19 protein-coding genes and 1 tRNA gene are annotated in these 21,789 nt (G+C 48.1%); 7 read left to right on the top strand and 13 right to left on the bottom strand.

Annotated elements, in window-relative coordinates; all coding sequences use genetic code 11:
- The first annotated feature begins 182 nt into the window (after positions 1-182).
- Both sulA and ompA read left to right on the top strand, forming a co-directional pair.
- The gene (gene sulA, locus ACIPUG_RS13860) at positions 183-689 is read left to right on the top strand and encodes an SOS-induced cell division inhibitor SulA (RefSeq protein WP_400338796.1); all 507 of its coding nucleotides are present in this window, start codon (positions 183-185) and stop codon (positions 687-689) included.
- Positions 690-1,051: 362 nt separating this feature from the next.
- The gene (gene ompA, locus ACIPUG_RS13855) at positions 1,052-2,137 is read left to right on the top strand and encodes a porin OmpA (RefSeq protein ID WP_039520081.1); all 1,086 of its coding nucleotides are present in this window, start codon (positions 1,052-1,054) and stop codon (positions 2,135-2,137) included.
- 152 nt (positions 2,138-2,289) lie between these two features.
- Here the strand turns inward: ompA and matP are convergent, their stop codons facing one another.
- Positions 2,290-2,748, bottom strand: coding sequence for a macrodomain Ter protein MatP (matP, locus tag ACIPUG_RS13850; RefSeq protein WP_014915873.1), 459 nt, complete (start codon positions 2,746-2,748; stop codon positions 2,290-2,292).
- 177 nt (positions 2,749-2,925) lie between these two features.
- On the opposite strand from matP, the gene ACIPUG_RS13845 reads away from it, so the two are divergent.
- Positions 2,926-4,695: a Lon protease family protein gene (locus ACIPUG_RS13845; RefSeq protein WP_014915874.1), complete on the top strand. Its 1,770-nt coding sequence runs from the start codon at positions 2,926-2,928 to the stop codon at positions 4,693-4,695.
- Between the two features lie 91 nt (positions 4,696-4,786).
- A complete protein-coding gene (gene fabA / locus ACIPUG_RS13840; protein WP_014915875.1) occupies positions 4,787-5,305 on the top strand; it encodes a bifunctional 3-hydroxydecanoyl-ACP dehydratase/trans-2-decenoyl-ACP isomerase in 519 nt (172 codons plus the stop codon).
- 94 nt (positions 5,306-5,399) lie between these two features.
- Here the strand turns inward: fabA and ACIPUG_RS13835 are convergent, their stop codons facing one another.
- From ACIPUG_RS13835 to betI, 4 genes are all read right to left on the bottom strand, one after another.
- Positions 5,400-6,053, bottom strand: coding sequence for a tellurite resistance TerB family protein (locus ACIPUG_RS13835; protein ID WP_010275999.1), 654 nt, complete (start codon positions 6,051-6,053; stop codon positions 5,400-5,402).
- 146 nt (positions 6,054-6,199) lie between these two features.
- Positions 6,200-7,879: a choline dehydrogenase gene (gene betA / locus ACIPUG_RS13830; protein ID WP_119871415.1), complete on the bottom strand. Its 1,680-nt coding sequence runs from the start codon at positions 7,877-7,879 to the stop codon at positions 6,200-6,202.
- A gap of 19 nt (positions 7,880-7,898) precedes the next feature.
- Complete coding sequence (gene betB / locus ACIPUG_RS13825) at positions 7,899-9,371, bottom strand: betaine-aldehyde dehydrogenase (RefSeq protein ID WP_400338793.1); 1,473 nt, start codon at positions 9,369-9,371, stop codon at positions 7,899-7,901.
- Positions 9,372-9,440: 69 nt separating this feature from the next.
- Positions 9,441-10,028: a transcriptional regulator BetI gene (betI, locus tag ACIPUG_RS13820; RefSeq protein WP_039275685.1), complete on the bottom strand. Its 588-nt coding sequence runs from the start codon at positions 10,026-10,028 to the stop codon at positions 9,441-9,443.
- Positions 10,029-10,380: 352 nt separating this feature from the next.
- On the opposite strand from betI, the gene ACIPUG_RS13815 reads away from it, so the two are divergent.
- The 3 genes from ACIPUG_RS13815 (at position 10,381) to ACIPUG_RS13805 (ending at position 13,578) form a co-directional block, all read left to right on the top strand.
- Positions 10,381-12,414 carry a choline transporter gene (locus tag ACIPUG_RS13815; RefSeq protein ID WP_400338790.1) on the top strand — a complete coding sequence of 678 codons (2,034 nt, stop codon included), beginning with the start codon at positions 10,381-10,383 and terminating at the stop codon, positions 12,412-12,414.
- 216 nt (positions 12,415-12,630) lie between these two features.
- On the top strand, positions 12,631-13,269 hold the full coding sequence (locus ACIPUG_RS13810) for an RpiB/LacA/LacB family sugar-phosphate isomerase (protein ID WP_010287191.1): 639 nt from the start codon (positions 12,631-12,633) through the stop codon (positions 13,267-13,269).
- Between the two features lie 219 nt (positions 13,270-13,488).
- A tRNA-Ser gene (locus tag ACIPUG_RS13805) sits at positions 13,489-13,578 on the top strand.
- A 262-nt stretch (positions 13,579-13,840) separates the two neighbouring features.
- On the opposite strand, the gene phoH is transcribed toward ACIPUG_RS13805, so the two are convergent.
- From phoH to ACIPUG_RS13765, 8 genes are all read right to left on the bottom strand, one after another.
- A complete protein-coding gene (gene phoH, locus ACIPUG_RS13800) occupies positions 13,841-14,629 on the bottom strand; it encodes a phosphate starvation-inducible protein PhoH (RefSeq protein WP_010279663.1) in 789 nt (262 codons plus the stop codon).
- Positions 14,630-15,160: 531 nt separating this feature from the next.
- Positions 15,161-15,676: a flagella biosynthesis regulatory protein FliZ gene (gene fliZ / locus ACIPUG_RS13795; protein WP_014915880.1), complete on the bottom strand. Its 516-nt coding sequence runs from the start codon at positions 15,674-15,676 to the stop codon at positions 15,161-15,163.
- A 204-nt stretch (positions 15,677-15,880) separates the two neighbouring features.
- Positions 15,881-16,603: an RNA polymerase sigma factor FliA gene (locus tag ACIPUG_RS13790; RefSeq protein WP_014915881.1), complete on the bottom strand. Its 723-nt coding sequence runs from the start codon at positions 16,601-16,603 to the stop codon at positions 15,881-15,883.
- A 593-nt stretch (positions 16,604-17,196) separates the two neighbouring features.
- Positions 17,197-18,615 (bottom strand): hypothetical protein, encoded by a 1,419-nt coding sequence (locus ACIPUG_RS13785; RefSeq protein ID WP_400338788.1) that lies wholly within the window; start codon positions 18,613-18,615, stop codon positions 17,197-17,199.
- A 68-nt stretch (positions 18,616-18,683) separates the two neighbouring features.
- Positions 18,684-19,424, bottom strand: coding sequence for a bifunctional 2-polyprenyl-6-hydroxyphenol methylase/3-demethylubiquinol 3-O-methyltransferase UbiG (locus ACIPUG_RS13780; RefSeq protein ID WP_039528682.1), 741 nt, complete (start codon positions 19,422-19,424; stop codon positions 18,684-18,686).
- Positions 19,421-19,873, bottom strand: coding sequence for an N-acetyltransferase (locus ACIPUG_RS13775; RefSeq protein ID WP_039464749.1), 453 nt, complete (start codon positions 19,871-19,873; stop codon positions 19,421-19,423). The genes ACIPUG_RS13780 and ACIPUG_RS13775 overlap by 4 nt, the downstream gene beginning before the upstream one ends.
- Positions 19,861-20,829 (bottom strand): hypothetical protein, encoded by a 969-nt coding sequence (locus ACIPUG_RS13770; RefSeq protein ID WP_039553859.1) that lies wholly within the window; start codon positions 20,827-20,829, stop codon positions 19,861-19,863. Before ACIPUG_RS13770 ends, ACIPUG_RS13775 begins: the two co-directional genes overlap by 13 nt.
- Positions 20,829-21,788: a glycosylase gene (locus ACIPUG_RS13765; RefSeq protein WP_039553861.1), complete on the bottom strand. Its 960-nt coding sequence runs from the start codon at positions 21,786-21,788 to the stop codon at positions 20,829-20,831. The genes ACIPUG_RS13770 and ACIPUG_RS13765 overlap by 1 nt, the downstream gene beginning before the upstream one ends.
- Position 21,789 lies beyond the last annotated feature (1 nt).

Below are 21,789 nucleotides of genomic sequence, written 5' to 3'. Positions count from 1 at the left end.
TTAAAAATATCTGTAGCAGGAACAAATAATTAACCACAGCCCCGATGCTGCTTCAAACAGTAAATGTGTTTACTGTCTCTTGCATAAGGAATATGCGAAGCGCTTTCAAAAAATCAGGTTGATTTTCACGCACACAGCAGATACTGTATGTTCATACAGTAACACTATGGGTAGAACTCATTATGCGTACGCAATCAATCCGCTCTCACAACATCGAGCCGTCATCATTTTCTGCAAATCAACACGCTGCGGAGCCCTCGGTTGCCACAGGTGGAATTATCAGCGAAATCGTGTATAACGCCGATCAGCCCATAGTCACACACCTGTTATTACCGCTCTTACAGCAGCTAGGCACGCAGTCTCGTTGGCTATTATGGCTTTCGCCGCAGCAAAAATTGAGCCGCCCTTGGGTCCAGCAATCTGGGCTGCCGTTGGATAAAATGGTGCAACTCCACCACATCAATCCGCTGTTTACCGTTGATGCCATGGAAAGAGCCTTGCTGACAGGGAATTACAGCGCTGTTTTATGCTGGTTACCGCACGAATTGACGGAAGAAGAGAAGGTTCGGTTACGGCACGCCGCACAGGCAGGAAATACGTATGGCTTTATTATGCGGCTAGAAAGTACTGGCGCTGACGCCTATAGACTGTTTCCTAGCCTTAAAATTCATTCGACATTGTATCATTAAGTAAATTAAGAATTTTCTCAGCCTATTCAGGTTATATGTCTTATCGATCGCCGCAGAGCGGTATTCTGCGGGCTTTTTGGATATATTTGATACAGCTAAAAGGCGTAAGATCTGTCAAAAGCATCTACTATTTGTTAGCAAGTATGTATGAATCGTGCGATTTTCTTATGACGCAAATCACATCATACTTGTAACTTTCTCATCACGTTGTAGACTTTAACTCGCTGGAGTTGCTCTTTTATAACGTCAGTTGACTGACAGTGAGTCATAAATAAGGGCAAAGTCTCCGACCAAAGGATTTTAACCAAAGGTTTATTAGCCCTCCGGGTTAATTGCCGATTTGGATGATAATGAGGCGTAAAATGAAAAAAACAGCTATCGCAGTTGCAGTGGCACTGGCTAGCTTCGCGACCGTCGCGCAAGCAGCTCCTAAAGACAATACCTGGTACACCGGTGGTAAACTGGGTGTGTCTCAATTCCACGATACTGGTTTCTACGGCAATGGTTACACTGGTATCAATAACAACCCGATCAAAAGCAAGTTAGGCGCTGGTGCATTTGTTGGTTATCAAGCCAACCCGTACCTGGGCTTTGAACTGGGCTACGACTGGCTGGGCCGCATGAAGTATGCAGGTTCTACTGCTAACGCAGCAGACAGCGCGAGCTTCAAAGCACAGGGCATCCAACTGGCTGCTAAACTGAGCTACCCAGTTCTGCCTGATCTGGACGTTTATAGCCGTCTGGGTGGTATGGTATGGCGCGCAGACAGCCACGCGGCTATCGGCGGCGGCGACATCAACAACGACGACACTGGCGTTTCTCCGCTGGCTGCAGTTGGTGTTGAATACGCTATCGACAAAAACTGGGCTGCACGTGTTGACTACCAATGGGTAAGCAACATTGGTGATGCTGGTACCGTTGGTGCCCGTCCAGACAACATGCTGATGAGTGTTGGCCTGTCTTACCGTTTCGGCCAGGATGACCGCGTAGCACCAGTTGTTGCTCCGGCTCCAACTCCAGCTCCGGCTCCAGTTGTTGAAACCAAGCGTTTCACGCTGAAATCTGACGTCCTGTTCAACTTCAACAAAGCAACGCTGAAAGCAGAAGGCCAGCAATCACTGGATCAACTGTACACCCAGCTGAGCTCTCTGGATCCAAAAGACGGTTCCGTTGTTGTTCTGGGCTTCACTGACCGTTTAGGTTCAGAGCAATACAACCAAGGCCTGTCTGAAAAACGCGCACAGAGCGTAGTTGATTACCTGGTTTCTAAAGGTATCCCTGCGAACAAAGTCTCTGCTCGTGGCCTGGGTAAATCTCAACCAGTTACCGGTTCTACCTGTGACAACGTGAAACCTCGTGCTGCGCTGATCGACTGCTTGGCACCGGATCGTCGCGTAGAGATCGAAGTTAAAGGCATCAAAGACGTTGTAACTCAGCCTCAGGCTTAAGTTATTAACGAAAAAAACCTCGCTTCGGCGAGGTTTTTTTTTATGAAGAACATCCTTGTCTGTCACCCTTCGGGCCGTTGGTACGCAACGTTGAAAAACGCTCCCTGCGTTTTTTATGCATGTTTGTCAGCGCGATAAATGGCAAAAACCGATCACGTCTCGTCTTTATTCAGAATGGCTTTAAGATCCTGTTTAAGCAGCGACATCTGGCTGGCATATTTTTCTTTGTGCTCAGCATCTTCGATTAACTGCACAATCGTTTCTGATAAGGTCACCCCACGTCTCTGAGCGAGAGCCGCAAGGCGCTGCCAGACCAGGTATTCCAGATCGATCGATTTCTTGCGTGTATGCTGGTGCTCTGCGTTGAAATGGCGTTTACGCCGTGCACGAATCGTTTGCTTCATCCGGTTTTCTAAAGAGGGATTCATACACTGTGCAATCCACTCCAACACTTTCACCGGCTGATTTTCCATTTTAAGCAATGCCTGTACGGCGTCATCCGCAGCACTTTGCTCGAGAAAACGCGTAATCTCTTCTCCCTCCCGATGCTTCTTCACCAGGTATTTCCATTTCCACCCGCACTCAAGATTTTCTAGTTGTTGATATTTCATATTAAATTCTTCAGTGACCGCGTAACGTGACTTTCAGCATAACAGTTTTCCCTGATTTTGACCGCTTTCTGGCGGCTTTCTGACAGCTTTTAAGATGATTAGCCAAACCTGGTCTGAGCTTCAACGTATGAAAGATGACGGAGAGATGACTCTCCTTATGCGAAGTCTAGATTATTCTTGTATAATCACGCTTTTCCTTCAGACGATTACATTGATACTTTGACCAGTAACCGACTCTCATGGCAGCATTTACTGCCCAATAATACGCCTTATCAAACGCTATTCACTCAGGCAGCTCAGCTTGCTCCTGCTGAATTCTCCGCTATTCAGTCGCGTCTGGCAGACAGCCTGACGCTCTTTTGCCACCCTCGTTCCCCTTCCCGCTTTATGCTGTTGAAAGCGCAAGAGAATGATGAATATATGGCATTGATCGCCCGTGCGCTAAGCGCCATCAGGCCAGACTCCGGGGCGATACATGGCAGTAAATATATCATTGAGGGTCGTCATATCCGGGTCGAACCCGCTACGCAGCCTGCGGATAATTTTGCCGCGCAGGAGCTCTGTGGTTATCAGGAATGGATTGAACCTGAACAACTCTTCGGCTGCGTACGCAGTTTTCACGATGAAATCACGCTGCATCCAGGACTGATTCATCAGCTCAACGGCGGCACGTTGATCCTATCCGCCAGAACGCTTCTGGCTCAGCCATTGATGTGGCTGCGTCTGAAGCAGATTATGGCTGAAGGTATTTATCGTTGGCAGTCACCAGACGAGCGCAAGCCACTTCCTGTTGATGTGCCACCGATGCCACTTGATATTCGCCTAATCATTCTCGGTGACCGTGAAAGTCTGGCAGATATTCATGATATGGAGCCGGAATTAGGCGAACACGCTATTTATGGCGAGTTCGAAGCGCAATTGCAGTTGATTGAAACGGATGACATGGCGCGCTGGTGTTCCTACATCAACGCACTATGCAGCGAAAATCAACTACCGTTGCTGGACGCCGATGCCTGGCCGGCATTAGTGAACGTTGCGATACGCTACAGCGGCGATCAGGGTAATTTGCCATTATGCCCACGCTGGCTAATCGGTCAGTTAAAATATGCGTCGCTATACGCCAGAGATGGCCAAATCACGGAGCAGGCGCTGGTTGACGCCGTTGCCGCTCGCCAATGGCGTGAAGGCTACCTTCGTGAACGTATGCAGGATGAAATAGAATTAGGCCAGATCCTGATCGAAACAGAAGGCGAAGTCGTCGGCCAGATTAATGGACTTTCCGTATTGGAATTCCCAGGCTATCCCGTTGCCTTTGGCGAACCGACACGTATCAGCTGTGTGGTTCACGCTGGCGATGGTGAGTTCACTGACGTTGAACGCAAAGCCGAACTTGCTGGCAATTTACACGCCAAGGGTATGATGATTATGCAGGCGTTCCTGATTACGGAACTGGAGCTTGATCAACAGCTGCCTTTCTCGGCGTCCATGGTCTTTGAGCAGTCGTACAGCGAAGTTGATGGCGACAGCGCCTCACTGGCAGAGCTGTGCGCGCTGGTTAGCGCCCTCTCCTTGCGGCCAATCAATCAGCAGTTCGCTGTGACCGGCTCCGTCGATCAATTTGGTAACGTGCAACCCATTGGCGGCGTGAATGAGAAAATTGAAGGTTTCTTTGAGGTCTGCCAGCGTCGTGGATTGACGGGAACACAGGGAGTGGTTTTACCTGCGGCTAATTTACGCCATCTCTGTTTACAGGAAGATGTCGTTGAAGCGGTACGCGAAGGGAAATTCCACCTTTTCCCGGTAGAAACTGCGCCGGAAGCGTTGTCATTATTGACCAATTGCGCTTATGACGATGAACAGCAGCCAAACCTGCTGTCCGCCATTCGTGAGCGAATTGGGCAACTGACACCGCAAGAACGTAGACGTTTCCCTTGGTTTTTCCGTTAAACCAACTGGTTCAACCAGACGCAACAGACTTGCCCAGCGTACAGGTGTACGCTAACCTGCGTGCTTCATTAAAACAAGGCTTACAGAGACCATGGTAGATAAACGCGAATCCTATACAAAAGAAGACCTCCTTGCCTCCAGTCGTGGCGAACTGTTCGGCCCGAACGGCCCTCAGTTGCCTGCCCCTAACATGCTCATGATGGACCGCGTCGTTAAAATGACGGAAGACGGCGGTAAGTATGGCAAAGGCTATGTGGAAGCCGAATTGGATATCACGCCTGACCTATGGTTCTTCGGTTGCCATTTCATCGGCGATCCGGTGATGCCAGGTTGCCTCGGTCTGGATGCCATGTGGCAGTTGGTCGGCTTCTATCTGGGTTGGCTGGGTGGCGAAGGCAAAGGCCGCGCGCTCGGCGTGGGTGAAGTTAAATTCACCGGACAAGTGCTGCCAACAGCGAAGAAAGTAACCTATCGCATTCACTTCAAACGCGTGATCAATCGCCGTTTGGTGATGGGGATTGCTGATGGCGAAGTACTGGTTGACGGTCAGCAGATCTATACCGCTGACGAACTGAAAGTCGGTCTGTTCAAAGACACCAGCGCTTTCTAAGTATCAGATAGCACTGCGGGCGAAAAACCTTTCGCCCGCGTTATCCGTTTATTTCTCCGACATTATCTCACCATCGCTTAAACCACTCGCCCTACTATGATGGACTTTTCAGTTCATTGGTGATCGACTGCCGTACATCTTGCGGTATCTTCAATTCGGTCGCTAACGCATCCAGATAGCTTTTCTCCATGAAGTGATCGACATCAATGACCGCGCAGCTCAAGAAGTAGACCTCAAGCGCCTCTTCCTCATTTTTCACATCTTTCGCCAGCAAAATTGGATCAAGCGGTTGTTCTATGGCTTCCTGCACCCAGCGCTGCGCTTCACTGCCCAGTTGCAGCTGCTGAATATTTTCATCAATACGCTGTTTCTCAGTCGCATCAATATGGCCGTCACTTTTAGCAGCAAAAACCAGAGCCTGAATCAGACGACGGGCACGAATATTGTCACCCGAGGACTGAGTGCCAAACTGCGGATCGTCCTGATGCGTATCGCGAACACGTTTTTTATACTGGTTCCACAACACCACGCCCGCCGCCGCACTGCCACCAATGATCAACGCATTTTTACCCAATGAACCCATGATTTTCCGCGTAGACTTATTCGATAACAATACGCCCGCCAAACCGCCCAGCGCAGCAGGCTTTAGCATATCGCCCAAATTGCCGTTTTTACCCCCTTGATGCTGATTCCCCTGCTTGCTACCGGAGCCCAATAAGCCCTGAATTTGTTGCAGCCAATTATTCATTTTCATTCCTCAAGGAAAAGTGACATCACTGATGGTGTTGTCACCCATAGTAATGGTGCGGAAGGCGTTTGTTTGTCAGATTGTGTATAGCAATGAAAAGTATGGACCGCGCTTTCTCTGCGGTCCATCTGGCTATGCAGGAAGCGTCACGAAACCGACTTCAGCGGCGCTTTTCTCACTGGAGTATTTCCAGAAACATAGTAGCGCGCTTTGCTGCGCGGCAGCGGCTGACGCCGGCGGATTCGGTCGGCAATTTTCTCGGCAATCATGATGGTTGTCGCGTTCAGATTACCGGTAATAATCTGCGGCATGATGGAAGCATCCACCACGCGTAGCCCTTCCATACCGTGAACCCGGCCTTGCCCATCGACCACCGCCATCTCATCCTCTCCCATCTTACAAGAACAGGAGGGGTGGAATGCTGTCTCAGCATGAGTGCGGATAAACTCGTCCAGTTCCTCATCCGTCTGAACCTCCAGCCCAGGGCTGATCTCTCGCCCACGGTATTTATCCAGTGCGGGCTGAGCCATGATTTCACGCGTAATGCGGATCGCATCGCGAAACTCCTGCCAATCCTGCTCCGTCGACATATAGTTGAACAAGATGCTAGGGTGCTCGCGGGCGTCTTTGGATCGCACCTGTACACGCCCCCGGCTGAGTGAACGCATGGAGCCGACGTGCGCCTGAAATCCGTGCTCTTTCACCGCATTACTGCCATTGTAATTAATCGCGACGGGCAAGAAGTGGTACTGAATATTCGGCCAGGCGAACTCATCCCGACTGCGAATAAAGCCACCCGCTTCGAACTGGTTGCTAGCCCCAACACCAGTGCCATTGAACAACCATTCCGCGCCGATTTTTGGCTGGTTAAACCACTGCAGCGCCGGATACAGCGATACCGGTTCTTTGCAGGCATATTGCAAATACATTTCCAGATGGTCCTGCAGATTCTCACCGACGCCGGGCAAATCGTGCACCACGGGAATATCGAGACGCTGGAGCAAGTCTTTCGGCCCCACGCCAGAACGTTGCAAGATTTGCGGCGAGGCGATTGCGCCCGCACACAGCAGCACCTCGCGGCGTGCCTTCGCCGTCTGCGCACTTTCCCCTTTAAAGTAAGCCACGCCAACGGCACGTTTTCCGTCAAAGAGAATCTTGTCAGTTAAGGCATGCGTCACGATGGTCAGATTTTTACGGCCTTTTGCCTGATCCAAATAGCCTCTCGCGGTACTGGCTCGGCGCCCATTCGGCGTGACGGTTCTATCCATCGGACCAAAACCTTCCTGCTGATAGCCGTTAAGATCGTCCGTACGCGGATATCCGGCCTGTACGCCCGCTTCAACCATCGCGTGAAACAGTTCGTTGTTTCCCATCTTCGGCGTTGTCACTGAAACAGGACCGCTCGCGCCATGGTAGTCATTCGATCCCACGTCTCGCGTTTCCGCTTTACGGAAATACGGCAGGCAGTCAAGGTAACTCCAGTCTTCCAGACCCGGCATAGTCGCCCAGTTATCAAAATCCATCGCATTGCCACGGATGTAGCACATGCCGTTAATCAGCGAGGAACCACCCAGCCCTTTGCCGCGGCCACATTCCATACGGCGATTATTCATGTGAGGTTCTGGGTCGGTTTCATAAGCCCAGTTATAGCGCTTCCCCTGCAATGGGAAAGCCAATGCGGCGGGCATTTGCGTGCGAAAATCCAAACGATAGTCCGGGCCGCCCGCTTCGAGCAGCAGCACGCTTACGTCGCTTTCTTCTGTGAGACGCGTTGCCAGCACATTTCCTGCCGAACCGGCTCCGATAATGATGTAATCATATTCCATTAGGCTTTCTCCCCTTCGTTTAAAATACCGAGCGGAATTCACCCAGTTCAACCTGTACCGATTTAATTTGCGTGTAGTGTTCCAATGTTGTTATGCCGTTTTCACGTCCGACACCTGAATGTTTGTAGCCGCCCACAGGCATTTCAGCCGGAGACTCACCCCAGGTGTTGATCCAGCAAATTCCTGCCTCAAGCTGATGAATCACCCGATGTGCCCGACTCAGATCGCAGGTCACGATGCCAGCCGCCAGCCCATACTCGCTCTCATTAGCGCGGCGGATAACCTCATCCTCATTCTGATACGTCAGAATACTCATGACCGGGCCAAAGATTTCCTCGCGTACAATCTTCATGTCGTCCCGGCAGTCCGTGAACACCGTCGGGGCAACGAATGCACCTTGTGCATACTTCTCGTCAGTCATCGGTTCGCCGCCCACCAGCACACGGGCACCTTCACGCTTACCGCTTTCGATATAGCGCAGTACGGATTCTCTGTGGGGGAAGCTGACCAGCGGACCAAAATTCACCTGCTCGTCTGTCGGGTCACCGATACGGATGCGCTGAACGCGCGCCAGAATTTTTTCCTCAAACTGTGCCTGCAATGCCTGCGGGATAAAGACGCGAGTACCGTTAGTACACACCTGTCCTGAGCTGAAGAAATTCGCCATCATGGCGATATCCGCTGCCTTATCCAAATCGGCATCATCAAAAATGATCAGCGGCGATTTTCCACCCAACTCCATCGTGACCTCTTTCAGGGTCGAACCTGCTGCATTGGCCATTACCGTTTTCCCGCTGGCAATCCCACCGGTGAAAGAGACTTTGGCAATACCCGGATGCGTGGTCAGCGCCTGACCAACCGACGTTCCCGTCCCCGTCAGCACGTTGAATACGCCAGCCGGCAGCCCAGCCTCGGTATAGATTTCCGCCAGCTTCAGCGCGGTGAGCGACGTGACTTCACTGGGTTTGAAGATCATCGCATTGCCTGCCGCCAGCGCAGGGGCAGATTTCCACAATGCGATCTGAATGGGGTAGTTCCAGGCACCGATACCCGCGACCACGCCAAGCGGTTCACGACGGGTGTAGGCGAATGAGGTATCACGCAAGGGGATCTGCTGACCTTCCAGCATAGGAATCAGCCCTGCGTAGTACTCCAGAACATCCGCGCCAGTCACGATATCAACAGTGCGGGTTTCCGAGAGCGGCTTGCCAGTATCGTGCGTTTCAAGCAAGGCGAGTTCATCATTGCGCTCACGCAGGATATCCACGGCGCGACGTAAAATGCGCGAGCGTTCCATCGCCGTCATCGCCGCCCATACCTTCTGCCCTGAGGTTGCTGCACTGACCGCATGGTCAACATCAGCAGCAGTGGCCGACTGAATGTGGGCAATGATGTCGCCATTCGCGGGGTTAATCGCCTCAAACGTATCGTCACCCGTGCTATCGACATAAGTGCCGTTGATATAAAGCTGTTGTAAACCGTAGTGAGACATAAATTCTCCTGTCTGATGGCTGCCCGAACAAACGTTCCGGGCAGAAAAGGCAAAAATGATAAGGAAGGATTACGCGCGGACGAGCTGCTGTTCGATATAGTCGTAGGTAATGCTCAGCGCTTCTTCGCGGTTGAAGGCCTCATGGCTTAGCGCACCACGTAGCCACAGCCCATCGATCAACCCTGCCAACCCTTTTGCTGCAACACGCGCGCGGTCCTTCGGCAAACAGTGGCTGAATTCGACACACAGGTTGGAGTAAAGTCGCCGATCGTTAACCTGCTGTAACCGATGGAGCATGGGGGAATGCAGGCTACTGGCCCAGAACGCTAGCCAGGTTTTCATCGCTGCGCTATTCGTCTGGCTATCATCAAAATTCCCCTGAACAATCGCCCGCAAGCGTGCGCGAGGCGTATTTTCTGCCAGATTCAGCAACCTTGATTTCACCGCCAGCCCTAGATGACTAATCAGATAACGCATCGTCGCTTCCAGTAAGCCATTTTTATCGCGGAAGTAATGGCTGATGATTCCATTCGACACGCCCGCACGTCGGGCAATCTGCACGATTGAGGCATCATGCATCCCCACATCGTTAATCGCGGCCAGCGTCGCTTCGATGAGTTGCTGCCGTCTGATGGGCTGCATTCCGACTTTAGGCACCGCACTTCCCCTTCATTTTCTTCCCTTCATTTTTGCGTGATGAATCACGGTAAACGACGGTGATTCATGATCCGATTTGTCCCATTAAACTTTTTTTTGATTGAACGTTCAATAAAAAATGAATATCTTTTATTGCTGAAAGGTTAAAAATCTGTATCAATTATCATGAAAAATGGTGTGAGTTCAGACGATAACTCCACCTTAAAAAGAATAATTTCTTTTTTGTTCTGACGACCTTCTTCAACGGAAAGCGTACTCAGCGGATGTCCTGCGCCGTATTCTTGATATGCGCTAAGCGCGCTTCGTGGAGAGAGGAATCAGAGTATCTGTTCACGTCACGCAAGGGATAACCATGCCAGCATCAGAAACGACCACCCAACAGGATCGCCTGAATCCTGTCGTGTTCTACACATCCGCGGGATTAATCCTGACTTTCTCGCTGATGACCATGTTGTTTAACCAAGAAGCGAATGCCTGGATTACCCACGCGCTTAACTGGGTTTCTGCCACATTTGGTTGGTACTACCTGCTAGCCGCCACGCTCTACATCGTTTTCGTCATCTTCATTGCGTCATCTCGATTTGGATCGATCAAGCTCGGGCCAGAACAGTCGAAACCTGAATTTAGCCTGATGAGCTGGGCAGCGATGCTATTTGCAGCGGGGATCGGTATCGATTTAATGTTCTTTTCCGTTGCGGAACCGATCACGCAATATATGATGCCGCCGGAAGGACAAGGCCAGACGACAGAAGCGGCACGGCAGGCCATGGTCTGGACGCTGTTTCACTACGGGTTAACCGGCTGGTCAATGTACGCATTGATGGGAATCGCGCTGGGCTACTTCAGCTACCGGTATAATCTGCCGCTGACGATTCGCTCTGCCCTGTACCCTATCTTTGGTAAACGTATTAATGGCCCGATTGGTCACAGCGTTGATATCGCGGCCGTACTCGGAACCATCTTCGGTATCGCGACCACGCTGGGCATCGGCGTCGTTCAGCTTAACTACGGACTGAAAGTCCTGTTCCAGATCCCAGAAAATCTCACCGTTCAAGCCTCACTCATTCTGCTTTCCGTGATCATGGCGACCGTTTCCGTGACGTCTGGCGTCAATCGCGGCATTCGCTTCCTCTCCGAGCTTAACGTCCTGCTCGCACTGGGCCTGATTCTTTTTCTGCTTTTCTGGGGTGATACTGAGTTTCTGCTAAACGCGCTCGTGCTTAATGTTGGGGATTACATTAATCGCTTTACGGGCATGACGCTTAACAGCTTTGCGTTCGATCGCCCAACTGAGTGGATGAATAGCTGGACGCTGTTCTTCTGGGCATGGTGGGTCGCATGGGCGCCGTTTGTCGGACTGTTTCTGGCACGTATCTCACGCGGCAGAACGATTCGACAGTTCGTTGTCGGCACGTTGATCATTCCGTTTGTCTTTACGCTGCTGTGGCTCTCCATTTTTGGCAACAGCGCGCTTTATCAGGTGCTCCACGGTAATCTGGATTTTGCCAATGAAGTCATGCAGCACCCGGAGCGCGGATTCTACAGTCTGCTAGCGCAGTACCCCGGCTTTAACTTAAGCGCCTCTGTCGCGACCATTACCGGCTTGCTGTTTTATGTCACCTCTGCCGATTCCGGATCGCTGGTCCTGGGCAACTTTACCTCTCGCCTTGGCGACATCAATAATGATGCGCCAAACTGGCTGCGAATTTTCTGGTCAGTCGCCATTGGCCTGCTGACGTTGGGTATGCTGATGACAAACGGTGTGTCAGCCTTACAGAACACCACCGTCATTATGGGCTTACCGTTTAGCTTTGTGATGTTCTTTATTATGGCGGGATTATACAAATCACTGCGGGTTGAGGATTACCGTAAAGCCAGCTCCTTACAAACCTCAGCCCCGATGCCAATCTCCGGCGACGATCGCCTGAACTGGAAGCAGCGCATCTCACGCGTCATGAATTTCCCCGGCACAACACATACGCAAAAAATGCTGGATAACGTCTGTAAAGCCGCCATGGAGGATGTCGCGCGTGAACTGCGCCTGCGAGGTGCCAGCGTTGAAGTTAACGACTTGCCGCCTGTCGAAGATGAGCGCTTGAATCATCTCGAACTGTTGGTTGATTTGGGTGATGAACAGAACTTTCTTTACCAAATTTGGCCACAGCACTATAGCGTCCCAGCGTTTACCTACCGGGCCCGCTCAGGTAAATCAGATTATTACCGCCTTGAAACCTTCTTGTTGGAAGGGAGCCAGGGGAATGACCTGATGGATTACAGCAAAGAACAGGTGATTAACGACATTTTGGATCAGTACGAACGACACCTGAATTTTCTTCATCTTAATCGAGAAGCACCGGGCAATACGCTGACCTTCCCTGACGCCTAACCTCCTCCCCTATGGCGCTGAAATACAGCGCCATTTTCAATACGTTATGCTTTTATTCTCCCTTTTCCTTGTCTCGTATTTTTCCTGAATCTATGGGCTGTGCCGCATTCTTTGCTTCCACGATTTGCGCTTTATTTTTGAAACGGTATACTGCACACATCAAATTGAAATACAGTTTTAAAAAATGTATTTGTCCGTCACAGAAAAGGAACGAACATGAAAATTGCACTGATTAACGAGAACAGCCAAGCTGCCAAAAACGCCATCATCGCCGAGTCTCTGACCAAAGCGGTTGCACCGTTGGGCCACACTGTACACAACTACGGCCAATACGCCGTTGAAGATGCAGCGCAGCTGACCTACATCCAGAACGGTATTCTGGCAGCTATCCTGCTGAACTCCGGCGCGGCTGATTTCGTTGTGACCGGTTGCGGTACTGGCCAGGGCGCAATGCTGGCTTGTAACTCTTTCCCAGGCGTAATTTGCGGTCTGGTTGTTGACCCATCTGATGCTTACCTGTTCTCTCAGATCAACAACGGTAACGCGGTATCCGTTCCTTACGCTAAAGGCTTTGGCTGGGGCGCTGAACTGAACCTGGAAAACCTGTTTACCCAGCTGTTCAAAGAAGAAGGCGGCCGCGGCTATCCGAGCGATCGCGTTGCTCCTCAACAACGTAACAAAAAAATCCTGGATGCCGTAAAAGCAGTGACCTACAACGATCTGATCACCATCCTGAAAGGTCTCGATCAGGATCTGGTTAAAGGCGCGATTGCTGGTCCTAAATTCCAGGAATACTTCTTCGCTAACAGCAAAGACGAAGCACTGACCAGCTACATCAAAACGCTGCTGGCATAATCGCCAATAGCTGAAAAAAAGAACCACAGGCCATCGCGGTCTGTGGTTTTTTTATGCCAATTCCCAACGTATTTTACCTACATGTTAACGACACGGTTACGCGGACTATCCGTTACCGTTCAATGCTTAGCCATACGCACCGTTCGCGCTAAATACTGCTTGACCGAAGCTAAGCGACTCCCTATAGTAGCGCCCCGTTGCCCCTTGTAGGCAACCCCCGGTGAGGTGTCCGAGAGGCTGAAGGAGCACGCCTGGAAAGTGTGTATACGTGAAAACGTATCAAGGGTTCGAATCCCTTCCTCACCGCCATATAAAAGAAAACGCCCTTAACGCAAGTTAAGGGCGTTTTCTTTTACACCGTTGGAACGGATGAGAAGCCTTGACTGGTTCGACAAAACGACAGAACTGGCGTTTTGGACCGCCAACGGCGGCCCGCAGGGCGAGCGGCAGGACGCCGCGAGTCAATCCATCGAAACTTGTACATGCCTGATATTAAAACGCCCCTGATGCAAATCAGGGGCGTTTTTTTATGGTGAGTCATAGGAACGTTCATTCCCATGCCACACAAACATCAGCCATAGGCATGGAGCGTACGCTGGCACAGCGCCGAACGTACGCAGTCCTCTTTACCGAAAGAGACCACGCCAATCATGTCATCCTCAACGAAACGCTCCAGTGCGTCGCGCAGGCCGGATTTAACCCCAGATGGCAAATCACACTGCGTGACATCACCATTGACGATAACCGTGACATTTTCGCCTAAACGCGTCAGGAACATTTTCATTTGGTTCACTGTCACGTTTTGCGCCTCATCCAGAATCACAACTGCATTTTCAAATGTCCGCCCGCGCATATACGCAAAAGGCGCGATTTCGACTTTGGCGATTTCCGGCCGCAAGCAGTACTGCATGAAAGAGGCCCCCAGTCGACGCAAAAGTATGTCGTAAACCGGGCGGAAATAAGGCGCAAACTTCTCCGCAATATCTCCAGGTAAAAAGCCAAGATCCTCGTCGGCCTGTAATACTGGCCGCGTAACAATAATACGCTCAACCTCTTTATGGATTAGTGCCTCCGCCGCTTTCGCAGCGCTCAGATACGTTTTACCGCAGCCAGCTTCGCCTGTGGCAAAAATCAACTGTTTGTTTTCTATCGCAGACAAGTAATGTTCCTGGGCGACAGTGCGAGCTTGAATAACGGAATTATCACGATTTTCACGCGCCATTCCGATTGCTTCAATCCCGCCCATCTGTACCAGAGAAGTGACCGATTCTTCCTCACGCTGACGATGGCTACGCGACTCACGACGGATAACGCGTTTGGCCTCACGACGAGCTTTGATCACTGCTTTTTGTCTTCCCATAGTGGCACCTTACAGTTTGTTTCACTTACCGCACTGCTCTACAGTGCGTGACGTTTAACTCACTAACGAGGTTAGGCTTCCTTATTAAGCCAATAGCGGACAGAGAATATGCATGATTCATCCACGAACAGAGTGCAAAACGGGTCGAGTGCTCATGGATAGAAAAAGAAAATATACGGAGAGTTTGAGTAACAAGAGAATGGCGCAGTGTTGAAAATAAGTGGGAGGAAAATCCCTCGCATCGGCGAGTCGGCGGTGTAGAATCTTGGCATCGACTACAAAGTCCAGAAAAGGACATTACCATTCGCGTTCCTCACTGTGACAACGACTATTCCACTGAATAATGATTGATCGCATCGTAGAACTACTGCTAACCATTGCCTAAAAATTAGTGCCGAATGATTTCAGTAGTATGACAGTGCAATAATTTGCCTCTGCAATGCAAGCATTTTTTACACTGTCATAACATTTACGTATAGTCAGTATCCCATAGTTTGGCAATGTCAGCCTGAGAACGACGCATGATGTGCGTCAGAAATGCCGCTGCCAGTCCAGATATTGATCGTATTTTCGTAAGGCGCTGCGGTAAATATTTTGCTCAATACCGGGAAGGTAATCACATACGCGCTGCTGTACCCCATCGCGGTGACGGGAAAAAGTTTCTGCGGGATAATTATTGGCGGCAAGCAGCTCATCCAGGCGCCGCAAACGAATGACATACTCGCGCATTGTGCTATGGCGGACTTCGGTCTGCTCAATCAGATACTGTGTGAAAGCTTTAATATCGAAATAGCTAGCAGTGGTATTGCATAATATTTCGCTACAAAAGCGGCAAAGTGGGATTAATTCCTGTTGCAGACTGGACCAGATGTCGTCGTCGATAAGCCGGTCGATGCTGCCGATCGATTTTTTATTGATGAGCTGATTGCGAAATACCAGTGAAACGCGGTCGAGCTCTTTATCACACTGGGAACAGTTAGTTTGTCTGTGTTTGAAGTCTTTCAGATAACGGCTTAGGAGCTGTTTCTTCCGAATTGATGGGTGCATGAATCCATTCCATGACAATATATAACTTCAATGTGAAGCGATAGCATCGTTTATTACACCAGAGAGCCTGGTATGCTAAAAACAGGTGACATGAATCATGTAAATACTGATGCAAGACACGCATCAATATTCAAACAGGGTCATAGTCCTGCTACTTCAGTGACTGAAGATATACTTTGATAACAGTATTCCTACGCAGCGCAATTAAACATCGTTCATTAATTTCACGCGCAGGCGCTTTATCGCCTGGCTATGCAACTGACTGACTCTCGACTCTCCGACTTCAAGAACGGCACCGATCTCTTTCAGGTTCAACTCTTCCTGATAGTAGAGCGTCAATACCAACTTCTCACGCTCTGGCAGGCTTTCAATCGCATCCATTACACGATGACGCAAATTGCCTTCCATCAGTTGATGCAATGGATTCGCATCTTCATTGCCTTCCAGTAACGCTTCTGCGCTGTCACCATGTTCTTCACGCCATTCATCGTAAGAGAAAAGCTGGCTGTTATTTGTATCCAGCAATATCTGACGATAATCCTCAAGCGTGATATTCAAGGTCTGCGCAACTTCCTGCTCCGTTGGAGTACGACCGAGCTGCTGTTCAGCCTGTTGCATTGCTTGTGCCACTTCCCGCGCATTACGCCGTACACTGCGTGGAGCCCAATCACGACTGCGTAATTCATCCAGCATCGAACCGCGAATTCGTTGGACGGCATAGGTGGTAAACGCCGTACCTTGTAACGAATCATAACGCTCAACTGCGCTTAGCAAGCCGATACCGCCAGCCTGTAGCAGATCGTCAAGCTCAACACTCGCGGGGAGACGAACCTGTAAACGCAAGGCTTCATGGCGCACTAGTGGTACATAGCGCTTCCAGAGGGAATTTTTATCCATTGTGCCTTCGGCGGTATACAAATCGCTCACAGTGACAAATACCTACGATGATAATGTTATCGACACTATTATGCTTTTAGGTAGGGTAGCCAATCGTCTGAATAGCGTCAAAAAAGGAGGGTTATTCATGCTATGCATGACAGGACTGAGTAAAGAGTCTGCGGAGAGAAACACAAACGGCATCTATAGATGGTGTAATGCGACAGAAAATCTGTGATGTATATCTCTTTCGGAGGGAGATGATTCTAGCGCAGACCTCTGGCAGAGGAAAGGCCGTTTTATGGAAAGGAAATGCTGCTTTGTGGCCAGTCTGAGTACAGCAATTACAAATTTTATTTTGCGCTTAGCTTAGTAGTATTGCCTGACAATGCCAAAATCTTGTCACCATAAGCCAATGGCACTGATAACAATTTTAGACGGTCCTGATAAATGATACACAGCTTAACGTCTGCGAGCGGAACAACACTGTTGATCATTGCAGGAAACCAGAATTAATCAATAGGTTATTCCGCCTGCCAGAATCAGGCCACATTGAGGAGGTTAAGCGCTTTGTCTAAGTTTAAAGAGGGGATCCGTCATTCCTGTTTTATATTACTGAAATGACACAAGCACTCTGACAACTATTAATTGCTAGTATATTTATCAATAAGATACTTTTTATATGAAGAATATTTTCCTTCAACATTTTTCATCGTTGTCACCACCCACATGAATGAATAATCGGTATGACTAATATCACAGACGAATGATGAATTAATCCTGAAGACAACACTTTTATCTTTTACATAATCAAGAGCAGCAGAAAGCGCAACTTGATCTAAAAACCACACATTATTGTTGCTCACCAAGTTAGTATGAATAAATGATGCAACTCTATTAATATAGTCCTTTGACGTACTCCCGCCACCTAAATAAACAAAACCTGCCGACACATTCTCCCAAAAAGGCGCATTTTCAGTAGTAGTCAATATCAAGTCAAACTCTTCTACATGAATTGATGACAGCCAATCTTTTCTTAACAAACAGTCAGCGTCTAGAAGTAAGACAGGTGTATCTAATGCATTTAAAGCGTAGTCAGCAAAAACAAAACGCCTTAATGTATATTGGATAATCATGCCTGAAGGGGTAGAAAAGCTTTCCGATGTGCAAGAAATATTTAATTCAGGAAGTTGTTCATTCTTTCTTTTAATATCGGCAGATGTTTCTTCATCAATATTGTAAACGTGAACATGAACATTAAAATTTTCCTTATTTGTTTCATATATTGAATACAATGCTGGAATAGTATGCTCATAGTAATATTTAACATCACAAGCTATAATGATAGTTGTTTTTTTGTTCTGATGGTTTTTTCTTATTATCCAATCATAGTTATCATCAGGAGCAGAGAAAACTTTATTGTCTAAAAGCGAAGAAAAATTAATATAAGAGTCAGGATACCCGCCAAGCTTGTAAATTGCACAAACCACCATTAATAAAGTCATTAGATCTTCACCTATCAAATGCTGACTAGATGTCATTTCTCTTACTAAAGGCAATGCAAGTTCATAGTCTTCTTCAATGATACAAATCATCAACAATATTCTGAAGGCTGCGGGAGAATTTTTTAATGCAGAAAAGTTATTATTTATTAAAGCAACCGATGAATCAACATCACCAATCCTAAATAAAATTTGAATGGCTATGACAAGATATTCTATATTTGGATTTAACTTCAATATCCCAACTAATGAATCGCGAATACCTGAAACATACTCATTAGGCAATTTTTTCTGATAGCCACCCCATTTTTCATCAAAGATGAAATTAGCCTGAGCAATTGTCACAAGTAGTTGTTTTAATGCATTATCACTATCTGGTGGCAGACCACTATCATATAAACTTAATTCTCTGGCAACAAACAAAACATCGCAATTAAATTCTTTAATAACACTATCAATGATTCTCAGGGGAATATTACCAGTATTGCCAAGCTCAAGTCCTCTTGTAAATACATCCCGATAAAATTGATGCGCAGCTTTTGCACGAATGTAGTTTTGCATAATGTCCTTTATTCCTATTAGTTACTTAACAAGTATAATTTTTAAAAAATATACAAATCAAATACTAATCATTTTTTCTCACACAGCAAAAATATACTCGAACAAAGATCAGGATATTGTTGACCAAGCTGATAGCAGCCTTCTAAATACTCATCTGATATAATATCAGTTTGCAATAATTTGTCCCATTGAAAATTAGCCAACGCTTTAAAGAAAATACCAGATCGATAGGCAACGTGTAACCCAGCATGGCTTGCATCGCGCTCAAGCGTGTCCAGAGCGTACGTACAACGGTGCCCATGCTCAAATTCTGCTTCAGTCACCGCTGAATTATGGGAAATAATTCCCATTTTTACTGCTATCTGACGGGAAGCTGCATTAGCATTAGGACAAACGAGGAATAAACGCCCACCCTCGGCTAACCATTCGTCGTTAATACGCTTAAGTAGAGCAACGGGATCGTCAATATGTTCAAGCACATGCGTCAGAATAATATTGTCATAACGGCGAGGCAATTGAACATCTTCAAAACGTGAGTGGATATAGGTAATTCCGTCTTTTAACCGGCCTTGTGCATGTGAAATAGCCTCTGCAGAAGCTTCAACACATGTGATATCGTTGAAATGTTCCTGTAGCCGTGAAGTGAAATCACCTTTGAAGCTCCCCAACTCCAGCAAATTTCCTGGCCGAAAGAAAGGGGTAAATGCACGTACCATAAAAGGATGCATCACATCAAAGTCAAAACTATAGGCGTATTTATGGCCTGCTGCATCCTTAATTTCCTGATCATAATTTCTGTTGATTGTCATGTTCTCGTCTCACAATGTCGGATCATTTGCAGGATATTGCCGCTCATTCCTGACTGAATAAAAGCGTGTTTTAGATAAAAGTATCTGGCGACCTGATTACTTTCTTCAACTTCCAAACGTATTTCTGTCGCACCTAAAGTTTGCATTTTCGCTATACACTGTTCCAACAGAATACCGCCAGAACCTACGCCCTGAGCTTCCGCTAATACAGAAACATTAGTAATAAAGGCAATTCTTGTTTGTGCATTAAAATATGCAGCAACAAGGCCGACCAAGCGTTCGTCTCTCCATCCTTCAATACAATGAGCAAGGCGAGCTATCTTATCGGCATAGGCTACTATTTCAACTCGTTGCTCCAGCGCACGGACAAATACATCATCACAGGCACGCAGATGTGATGCGATCTCCTCAGCGGTGGCGCTATTCTGACGTATAATCATTCGCTGCATGCGGTCAACTCAGCCAAACCGAAACCTTCTTTTCCGAATGCGTTGCCGTTATAGAGCAAATAAACCTTCTCATCGCATTGGAAAAGGTGAGGATAACATTGCATTTCACTATCCCACTCGCCTGATTCCGAAATGGCAGGCACCTGAGTATCATCTCTATGCCATGTAATAAGATCATCTGACCAGGCATAACCAAGACGATATCCACGCCCGGCACCTAAGCGGAAATCGAAGCACTCGCGATAACAAAAAATCATGTGATAGCGATTGCCCACTTTGATCACCGTAGGCAGCGCCTGGCATTCATCATCACCGAGCCGATCGGCAATAATAGGTTTACTCTCTCGCACCCAGTCGGTGCCATCATCAGAAACAGCATGTGCAATTTTATAAATACGGTCTGGTGGGGAATCAGACTGTTGCTTTTTCCAACCCACACCGTAGATGTACCACATATGGAAGCGCCCTTCGATATGCAGAACAAAAGCGTCCCCGACCAAGTAAGGTTCGTGCAAAGAGGCTGACATCACAGGGCCAGTCGCATGTCGTTGAAACGTATTACCGCCATCACGGCTAATTGCCAAACCTATCGAAGTATCCACAGAAACAGAGACCCGGCGATTCCACCCTGTCGTCCAGGCCATCACCACATCATTGTGGCGCAAGACGTTAAAGGGGAAGATACCATGTTCATCAAACGTGCCTAATTCAGCGTGGGCAATGACAGGTGCCGGGCTGACTTTAAGGATTTCCTGCAGATTTTTATCCATATCTACATAGGCAACTCGGCTGATAAATTTATTATTTCTCTCATCTATTTCGCGAGTAGAAAAATAGATACGAACAAAGTCATCATATACTAAGGCCTGAGGGGATTGGGCATACCCTGCCCCACCAATCAAAGGTGGATGCGCCTGAGGTGAATAGATGAGCCCATGTTTACGCCATGTCAGCATTAGCGCAATTCTCCTTCTAACTGTGCCAAACCAAAACCATAGCGCCCAACTTGATCGCCTAAATATGCCATATAGACTTTGCCATCAAGCTCAAACACATGGGGATAGCTGATCATTTCCGAGTCCCATCCTGTTTCAGACACGTCAATTCCTGCCTTTTCATCATCACGGTGCCAGTCAATAAGATCAGAGCTCCATGCGTATCCAATACGGTACCCATGCTTTTTCCCTCGATAATGTTCGCTATAGCGGTAGCAAAAAAACATATGGTACTTACCGTTCGCATAAAACACATCCGGACTCGCCTGCGCTTCATCCTCTTCAATTCGACTGCTTATTAAATCTTTATTTAACTTCCGCCAATTTATGCCATCGCTCGATACCGCCATGCGGATTTTATAAACAGGCTCTGCGCGACCATCAACGAGTTTCCATCTACGACCGGCAATGTAGAATAGCTGCCATTCGCCATTAAAGCGGCGAACTTTTGGCCCACTCATAACAAAGGGTTCTTCAGGGGAATAGCTAATAATTGGCCCTGGCCCAGCTTTGCGGAATACGTCCCCATCATCACTCGTGGCCATACCAATAGCAACATTGAAAGGTACTGATTCACATCGGGTCCATCCAGCATAATATGCGCGAAAAATATTTTCATCGCGAACGACGGACACGGGATAGGTACCAAATTCGTCAAACTCACCTGATTGCCCTAGCGGTAAAATAGGGTTTTCAGAAACACGTAATACTTTAAATAGGTTATTGCGATCTAGATCAACCCAGGCTGAATAACTAACATACATACCCTGTTCATCAGCAGGTGGGCGACAAGAGAAATAAACACGAACAAAATCATCAAAAACAAGCGTTGCAGGTGCTTGTGCAAATTCTTTAAGCCAAAGGCGATCATTAACATCTTGCGGGGTAAAGACCTTGCCTAGCTTTTTCCACTTAAACATA

The organism is Pectobacterium sp. CHL-2024, from assembly GCF_044751765.1.
Taxonomy (GTDB): Bacteria; Pseudomonadota; Gammaproteobacteria; order Enterobacterales; family Enterobacteriaceae; genus Pectobacterium; species Pectobacterium brasiliense.
Note: the sequence above shows the minus strand (reverse complement) of the source record. Positions and strands in the feature narration are given on the sequence as shown.

What these genes read in the sequence shown, in the direction of transcription:
- ACIPUG_RS13835 (WP_010275999.1), bottom strand. Translation starts at nt 6,053, where the DNA reads ATGAATAATTGGCTGCAACAAATTCAGGGCTTATTGGGCTCCGGTAGC.
- ACIPUG_RS13810 (WP_010287191.1), top strand. Translation starts at nt 12,631, where the DNA reads ATGAAAATTGCACTGATTAACGAGAACAGCCAAGCTGCCAAAAACGCC.
- ACIPUG_RS13775 (WP_039464749.1), bottom strand. Translation starts at nt 19,873, where the DNA reads ATGCAGCGAATGATTATACGTCAGAATAGCGCCACCGCTGAGGAGATC.
- ACIPUG_RS13785 (WP_400338788.1), bottom strand. Translation starts at nt 18,615, where the DNA reads ATGCAAAACTACATTCGTGCAAAAGCTGCGCATCAATTTTATCGGGAT.
- matP (WP_014915873.1), bottom strand. Translation starts at nt 2,748, where the DNA reads ATGAAATATCAACAACTAGAAAATCTTGAGTGCGGGTGGAAATGGAAA.
- betB (WP_400338793.1), bottom strand. Translation starts at nt 9,371, where the DNA reads ATGTCTCACTACGGTTTACAACAGCTTTATATCAACGGCACTTATGTC.
- ACIPUG_RS13815 (WP_400338790.1), top strand. Translation starts at nt 10,381, where the DNA reads ATGCCAGCATCAGAAACGACCACCCAACAGGATCGCCTGAATCCTGTC.
- phoH (WP_010279663.1), bottom strand. Translation starts at nt 14,629, where the DNA reads ATGGGAAGACAAAAAGCAGTGATCAAAGCTCGTCGTGAGGCCAAACGC.
- ACIPUG_RS13770 (WP_039553859.1), bottom strand. Translation starts at nt 20,829, where the DNA reads ATGCTGACATGGCGTAAACATGGGCTCATCTATTCACCTCAGGCGCAT.
- ompA (WP_039520081.1), top strand. Translation starts at nt 1,052, where the DNA reads ATGAAAAAAACAGCTATCGCAGTTGCAGTGGCACTGGCTAGCTTCGCG.
- fabA (WP_014915875.1), top strand. Translation starts at nt 4,787, where the DNA reads ATGGTAGATAAACGCGAATCCTATACAAAAGAAGACCTCCTTGCCTCC.
- ACIPUG_RS13780 (WP_039528682.1), bottom strand. Translation starts at nt 19,424, where the DNA reads ATGACAATCAACAGAAATTATGATCAGGAAATTAAGGATGCAGCAGGC.
- sulA (WP_400338796.1), top strand. Translation starts at nt 183, where the DNA reads ATGCGTACGCAATCAATCCGCTCTCACAACATCGAGCCGTCATCATTT.
- betA (WP_119871415.1), bottom strand. Translation starts at nt 7,879, where the DNA reads ATGGAATATGATTACATCATTATCGGAGCCGGTTCGGCAGGAAATGTG.
- ACIPUG_RS13765 (WP_039553861.1), bottom strand. Translation starts at nt 21,788, where the DNA reads ATGTTTAAGTGGAAAAAGCTAGGCAAGGTCTTTACCCCGCAAGATGTT.
- fliZ (WP_014915880.1), bottom strand. Translation starts at nt 15,676, where the DNA reads ATGCACCCATCAATTCGGAAGAAACAGCTCCTAAGCCGTTATCTGAAA.